This is a genomic window from Microcystis sp. M113S1 (assembly GCF_020246945.1).
Classification (GTDB): Bacteria; Cyanobacteriota; Cyanobacteriia; order Cyanobacteriales; family Microcystaceae; genus Microcystis.
The window spans coordinates 1-6245 of the sequence record NZ_JADBSA010000343.1; the positions used below are offsets into that span (position 1 = coordinate 1).

Annotated in this window: 8 protein-coding genes; 6 read left to right on the forward strand and 2 right to left on the reverse strand. The window is 43.1% G+C overall.

Translation table 11 applies throughout. The features are described from left to right. Together IM319_RS17180 and IM319_RS17185 are read left to right on the forward strand one after the other, a co-directional pair. On the forward strand, positions 1 to 163 hold a 163-nt coding region (locus IM319_RS17180), incomplete at its 5' end, for a bluetail domain-containing putative surface protein (protein ID WP_287736402.1). A gap of 405 nt (positions 164 to 568) precedes the next feature. Further along, complete coding sequence (locus tag IM319_RS17185; protein WP_287736398.1) at positions 569 to 1081, forward strand: dihem cytochrome c family protein; 513 nt, start codon at positions 569 to 571, stop codon at positions 1079 to 1081. A gap of 54 nt (positions 1082 to 1135) precedes the next feature. Here IM319_RS17185 and IM319_RS17190 read toward each other — a convergent pair whose 3' ends face one another. Further along, entirely contained in the window at positions 1136 to 1999 is an 864-nt protein-coding gene (locus IM319_RS17190) for a helix-turn-helix domain-containing protein (protein WP_287736399.1), read from the reverse strand. Between the two features lie 396 nt (positions 2000 to 2395). On the opposite strand from IM319_RS17190, the gene IM319_RS17195 reads away from it, so the two are divergent. Continuing rightward, a complete protein-coding gene (locus IM319_RS17195) occupies positions 2396 to 2899 on the forward strand; it encodes a MogA/MoaB family molybdenum cofactor biosynthesis protein (protein WP_287078316.1) in 504 nt (167 codons plus the stop codon). Position 2900: 1 nt separating this feature from the next. Here the strand turns inward: IM319_RS17195 and IM319_RS17200 are convergent, their stop codons facing one another. Continuing rightward, positions 2901 to 3512 (reverse strand): hypothetical protein, encoded by a 612-nt coding sequence (locus IM319_RS17200; RefSeq protein WP_287736400.1) that lies wholly within the window; start codon positions 3510 to 3512, stop codon positions 2901 to 2903. Between the two features lie 134 nt (positions 3513 to 3646). Here IM319_RS17200 and IM319_RS17205 point away from each other — a divergent pair, with 134 nt between their 5' ends. The 3 genes from IM319_RS17205 to hpsU all read left to right on the forward strand — a co-directional run bounded on the left by IM319_RS17205 (position 3647) and on the right by hpsU (position 6088). Next, entirely contained in the window at positions 3647 to 4312 is a 666-nt protein-coding gene (locus tag IM319_RS17205) for an urease accessory protein UreF (RefSeq protein WP_012266864.1), read from the forward strand. 229 nt (positions 4313 to 4541) lie between these two features. Next, positions 4542 to 5492, forward strand: a complete 951-nt coding sequence (locus IM319_RS17210) for a glycosyltransferase family 2 protein (protein ID WP_287736401.1) — start codon at positions 4542 to 4544, stop codon at positions 5490 to 5492. Positions 5493 to 5497: 5 nt separating this feature from the next. After that, the gene (gene hpsU, locus IM319_RS17215) at positions 5498 to 6088 is read left to right on the forward strand and encodes a hormogonium polysaccharide biosynthesis acetyltransferase HpsU (protein ID WP_286825866.1); all 591 of its coding nucleotides are present in this window, start codon (positions 5498 to 5500) and stop codon (positions 6086 to 6088) included. The last annotated feature ends 157 nt before the right edge of the window (positions 6089 to 6245 follow it).

Consider the following 6245-nt stretch of genomic DNA (forward strand, 5'->3'; position numbering starts at 1 on the left):
CAGTGCTGTTTTAGTGCGGGACAATAGTTCTTCTACTTACCTAATTATCAACGACGGTACGGCGGGTTTCCAAAGTGCTAATGATTTGGTGATTAATCTCACCGGGTTAACGGGTACTTTACCGGCGCTCGGCACTATTGCAGTCAATAGTTTCTTTGTCTAAATTAATGGGGGGATTAATTCTCCCCTTTTAATGCTCCCGTTCAAGTAATTTTGATACAAAAAAAGTTAAGAGGCTCTTCTCGACTTTGTGTTATAATTTTTGCTTATGAAACCATGAAATACCTATCAAGCAAGACTTTTAGGACTATTTTGACGTTCGGCGATGCTCAGTCGAGCCGAGGAAGAAACTAGAAAATATCAGTATAGACCTCGTTTCCACACATAAACCAGAAGAACCCAAATACTGATGGGCAGTCAGGAGTTTAAACTTGTGGAGAGACTGTAAGACTCCTTGGGATTCGTCTCAAAAAGCAGGTTTCTGTGAAGCAAGAATCTCCCATCACACAGCTTGGCATTGTGATGGCGAGAGTGTCACAATTGTGTTCAATTACTCGTCATCCCAGTCATGCCTTCCAGCGGTCAAGTGAAATCGATTTTTTTTCTTATCCTCTTTCTCCTCAGTATTCTAGGGGGTATTCTACTGGCTTCGCTACTTCAACAACCAGCGATCGCCCAATCTCCCTCCTCGGATACAGTGCTGAATCGTTATCAAATTGGACAGCAAACCTATCTAGAAAATTGTGCCACTTGCCATATTGCCATTCCTCCGAGCATCCTACCCAGTCAAACTTGGAAAAAAATCCTAGAAAATCCTAATTCTCACTATGGTATCCGTTTAAAACCAATTGTTGGCATTACTCAGCGTTTTATCTGGGATTATCTCAGTTATTCTTCCCGCCCTCTTACCCAGACTACTTTCGTTCCCCTCTTAATTGAACAGTCTAGCTATTTAAAAGTTTTGCACCCTAGGGTCAATTTACCCACTCCTCTCGGTCATACCACCTGTGTCAGCTGTCATCCTAACGCTTCTCGCTACGATTATCAGACCCTTACCCCCATCTGGGATAATGCAGCCTAATCAGTGATCAGTTTTCAGATGCGAGTTTTTAGTTCACTGATTACTGATTACTGTTTACTGATCACTGAGAGGAGGTGCAGTTAGGGTTATTTCGCCAATTTGGCCAGCTTTACCCATTAATTGGGCCGGTTTTTGGTTAAGAGAGATTTTAACACCACCAGCATTGCCCGATCGAATATTTAAACTCTTTTGGGCTGTCCAAGTTTGTTTAGTACCGGGTTGGAGATTGCCTTCATGGACTTTTTTGCCATCGGCAATTACCCTTACCCAAGCGGCCTGTTCAATAGTTACTTCGGCTGAGAGGGGAACTTTTGACTGAGGAGAAGGGGAAGGAGAGGCTACCGGTGCGGGAGGGACTACTGGCGCGGGGGAAACCACGGGGGAAGGAGAGGGAGTAACGGCAGGGGCGTTAGAGAGAGGGGGACGGAGGAAAAGATAGCCAATACCACAAAATATGCCCGCCAGCAAGCCTAGCCAGAGATACATCCCGAAAAAGGTTGATTTAGCCGGTTGGGGGCCAGTTTCCGGGGCTGGTTTTTCTGGTTTCACCGGTTCCACTTTTGGGGCAGCCGGTTCAGCCTTGGGGAGAGGGGTAACTTTTGTGGGCAGTGTTTTCGGGATAGTTACCTCTTGAGCTAATTGTTCCGCACTAGGAGACAAGCGATCGGCTAAAGCTTTACCATCAATTTTTAGAGCATCACCGTAGCGTTTGATAAATCCCTTGACATAAATTAATTCTGGTAATTTCTCCCAATTCCCCGTTTCCAACGCTTCTAGCATTGATAATCTAATCATCGTCAGGGCGGCGATATCGTCTATGCTCAGGCAGCTTTCTTCCCGCTTTTGACGTAAATAAGTCCCGATTTCCTTGATTTGTTCGGCTTGTAGGGGACTGAGTTGACTCATAATTCCAGTCATAATCTATACCAATTAGATGATAATCTCGATTTTGTTATTTTGGGATAATCTGTTCTCTAGAAGCTCCTTTCACCTTGTCATTATTACCGGCGAAAAGGTTCCAAAAACTGGCAAAAATCGGCAATACTTGCAAAACTTAAGTTTTTTATTATAGGGTGACTGCACTGACCAGATAAATCTAAAAACCTTGTTGGATAAGACTTTTAGACCTTTTTGAAATCCAAAAGTGCCAGGACTGGGAGTGATCAGGGGGAAAATTAAGCTACTTTTTCCCTGAACATTAGGTAATTGACCACCTGAAAATCGGTAAAACCCTACACCCCAACCCCCAACCCCCAACCCCCAACCCCCAACCCCCAACCCCCACCGAAAAACTTTTTGCCGCAAAACCTAATTATGACCTTTATTCCCCATCCCGACACCACCCCCCTTAACCTTACCTGTGCCGTAGTCACGGTGAGCGATACTCGTACCCCAGAGACGGATAGTAGCGGCCAAATAATTCAAGAGTTACTAACTCGATCGGGTCATGATATCGGCCTATACTTAATTATCCCCGATCAACCCCTACAAATTCAAGCAATCTTACCAGAGATTAGTAATCAAAATCAGATAAAAGTCTTAATTCTCAATGGGGGTACGGGTATTGCTCCCAGAGACAACACCTATGATGCTTTAGTACCTTTATTAAGGATTACTTTGCCCGGTTTTGGCGAATTATTTCGTTATCTCAGCTATCAGGAAGTTGGCTCCCGTGCCATGGCATCAAGGGCAATAGCTGGGGTTTATAAAAACTTATTAGTCTTTTCTCTCCCTGGTTCCACTAATGCCGTTAAATTAGCCCTAGAAAAACTGATTCTTCCTGAAATTTTACATCTGGTTAAACAGATAAATGGATAATTTATTGGGATTTGATCTGGGCTGAAATTTCTTGAAAACATACATCCCAAAAATAGCCAGCTAGATTCACAGCACTTAACAGTTTAGGAATTCCTTCACTTAGACTAGCAAAACCTTGATTTTTAATCTGGAGAAAATCGATAGCGATCGCAAAAGTTAAAAGTGCTAAAGCGATGATTAAAATTTGGTAATAAGTTTGTCTTATTCGCCGCCAAAATGCTAAACCATAAATCAGAATTGCGAGGGCATAAACAGAGATAGTCAAGAATTTGGGAATATTAAAATAGAGGAGAATGATATGAATTCTGAAGATTTCATTGATGGCAAAAAGTCCCGTTATTATACCAGAAAAAAGTAAAAAATTGTCAGAATTATTGAAACTTGTCTGGCGGGACAACAAAGTATAACTAAAAAGGCAAACAATCGGGGGCAGACAACAAAGCAATTGAAAAGAATGGGTTAATAAACCAGCGAGCGGAGTTGGGGGAGTAGCGGGAGGATAAAATAAAAGACTAGAGTGTAATTTTTCCCGATCAACCCCAGCAATCAAAGCTAAAATCAAGAGGAGAACGACAAGATTTATTTTCAGAAAATGCTGTTCTCGTGAGGACATAAGTATAGTAGTTTATAATTGTGGCTATTAACCACGGTATAATTCACAGAGTGCCGCTTTCTACAGGCTCGATCTACATACCGAAGTGCCAAGCATTTCCCTAAATGTGTTAAGGACAATTTTCTCGGTTTTCTATGCTCGATCAAAAAGAACTTTTGTGTTTATTACAATTGGCTAGTCCCATTCTACCCGTCGGGGCCTATAGTTATTCCGAAGGGCTAGAAACCCTCGTCGAAAAGGGGATTATCTCCAATAGTGCCAGCTTAAATGATTGGTTAGAGCGATCGCTTTGTCAAGGCTCGATTCGCTTAGAAACGGCTGTTTTGTTAAGGGTATATCGTTGTTTTTGTCAAGAAGATTTTACAAAACTTAATTATTGGGATAATTGGTTATCGGCCACGCGGGAAACGGCCGAATTAAGACAACAAAGCTGGCAAATGGGGCGATCGCTGTTAAACTTATTGCGGGAGTTAGCACCGGCCAGAGATAATCTACCAGAACAGGCTAATTATGCCACCGCTTTTGCGATCGGGGCAAGTCATTGGCAAATTGGCGAAGAATTAGCGGTTTTAGGCTATTTACACAGTTGGGCAAGTAATTTAATCAATGCGGGATTGCGTTTAATTCCCCTAGGGCAAACCCTAGGACAATCCCTTCTGATCGGTTTACAGCCCAGTTTATTAACAGCAACAGCAGATATTATCAGTTTAGCCGATGAAAACCTGAGCAGTTGGAGTTGGGGACTAAGTTTTGCCAGTATGAACCACGAAACCCAGTATAGTCGTCTATTTCGCAGTTAGAAATTTAGATACTAGAACATATGTATTGCCTAGCGAATTTTTCGCTATTTTCTGGGAGAATATCCAAGTCTCTAGGAGTCTCTCTCTTAGGTTCAAGCCTAGGGATAGCGTAAAAAACCGAATAAGGTATAGTAAGATTAAAAAAAATCTTAGGTCCTAGTTCTCGCTTTCTGAGTGACTAAGGGTTTTAAGGAAAGATGCGAACACTCTACCTAGCCACAGTGTACCAATGTTTAGTCAATCAGAAAAAATTCCCGTTTCGGTGTTGATTCCCGCCAAAAACGAGGAATCTAACCTTCCCGCCTGTTTAGAGAGTGTTGCTAGGGCTGATGAAGTGTTTGTCGTCGATTCCCAAAGTAGCGATCGCTCGATCGAAATATCTACAAACTATGGGGCTAATGTAGTCCAATTTTATTTTAATGGTCGTTGGCCGAAAAAGAAAAACTGGTCCCTCGATAATCTGCCTTTTCGCAATGAATGGGTATTAATCGTCGATTGTGATGAGAGAATCACCCCCGAACTATGGGACGAAATCGCCACCGTGATCCAAGATACCAACTATAACGGTTATTATCTCAATCGTCGCGTCTTCTTCCTCGGACAATGGATTCGTTATGGTGGCAAGTATCCCGACTGGAATCTGCGCTTATTTAAACATAAGTCGGGCAGATACGAGAATTTAAACACGGAAGATATCCCCAACACGGGAGATAACGAGGTTCACGAACACGTTATCCTCGATGGCAAGGTGGGATATCTGAAAAATGATATGCTGCACATCGATTTCCGCGATATCTATCATTGGTTAGAAAGACATAATCGTTATTCCAACTGGGAGGCGCGAGTTTATTACAATATTCTCACGGGTAATGACGAAAGCGGCACGATCGGAGCGAACCTGTTCGGTGATGCGGTGCAGAGAAAACGTTTTTTAAAGAAAATTTGGGTAAAATTGCCCTTTAAACCGCTGCTGCGCTTTATTCTCTTTTATTTTATCCGTCTCGGTTTCTTGGATGGCAAAGCTGGTTATATCTACGGTCGTCTTTTGAGTCAGTACGAATACCAAATAGGGGTTAAATTGTACGAATTACGGCAATTTGGCGGTAAATTAAACGTTAATGCCCATGCTAATCCCCCGGTTAAACCCTCGGAACCTCAACCCGCGAAAATGATTAAATAAGTCCTATGTCCCCAGAAATCCGCACCGATGAGGAAGCGTGGCTAGATCTGCGTACCTACGATCAATCTTGGTTTGATCGCGGTCGTTCTAATCCGATTATCCTACTTTGGTGGTTAGTACAGGGAATTCTTTTTCCTCTCAGTTTGCACCAAATGGATAGCTTTCGCTGCGCTATTTTGCGACTATTCGGGGCTAAAATCGGCCTTGGGGTGAAAATTCGCCCGACGGCAAGGGTTACTTATCCTTGGAAAGTTGCGATCGGCGATTATACTTGGATTGGCGATGATGTGGTGATTTATAGTTTAGATAACGTTACCATCGGCAGTCATTGTGTGATTTCTCAAAAATGCTATCTTTGCACTGGCAGTCACGCTCCCTGCGATCGCTCTTTCAGCTTAAAAACCACTCCCATCCTCATTGGTAATGGTACATGGATCGCGGCCGATTGTTTCCTGGCTCCGGGGGTAAAAATTGGCTCTAATGTTGTTATTGGGGCAAGAAGTAGCGTATTTGCCGATATTCCCGCTCAAAAGGTCGCTTGGGGCAGTCCCTGTCGTCCTCAATACGATAGAAAGATGAATTCTTATAGTAGTTAAGCTAAGAGGCATTTTATTTTGACATCCTCGCCGCCGTAAAACGGACGGCGATTCCTCACCACGCCACTTTTTTAGGGTGGTCGCGTCAATGGGGTTGACGCTTCACCGAAAAACGCTTAATTGCTTAAGTCTGACACTTTCGACCCGTCCGTTTTCA

Coding starts and splice junctions, on each gene's coding strand:
- IM319_RS17185 (WP_287736398.1), top strand. CDS start 569: ATGCCTTCCAGCGGTCAAGTGAAATCGATTTTTTTTCTTATCCTCTTT.
- IM319_RS17190 (WP_287736399.1), bottom strand. CDS start 1,999: ATGACTGGAATTATGAGTCAACTCAGTCCCCTACAAGCCGAACAAATC.
- IM319_RS17195 (WP_287078316.1), top strand. CDS start 2,396: ATGACCTTTATTCCCCATCCCGACACCACCCCCCTTAACCTTACCTGT.
- IM319_RS17200 (WP_287736400.1), bottom strand. CDS start 3,512: ATGTCCTCACGAGAACAGCATTTTCTGAAAATAAATCTTGTCGTTCTC.
- IM319_RS17205 (WP_012266864.1), top strand. CDS start 3,647: ATGCTCGATCAAAAAGAACTTTTGTGTTTATTACAATTGGCTAGTCCC.
- IM319_RS17210 (WP_287736401.1), top strand. CDS start 4,542: ATGTTTAGTCAATCAGAAAAAATTCCCGTTTCGGTGTTGATTCCCGCC.
- hpsU (WP_286825866.1), top strand. CDS start 5,498: ATGTCCCCAGAAATCCGCACCGATGAGGAAGCGTGGCTAGATCTGCGT.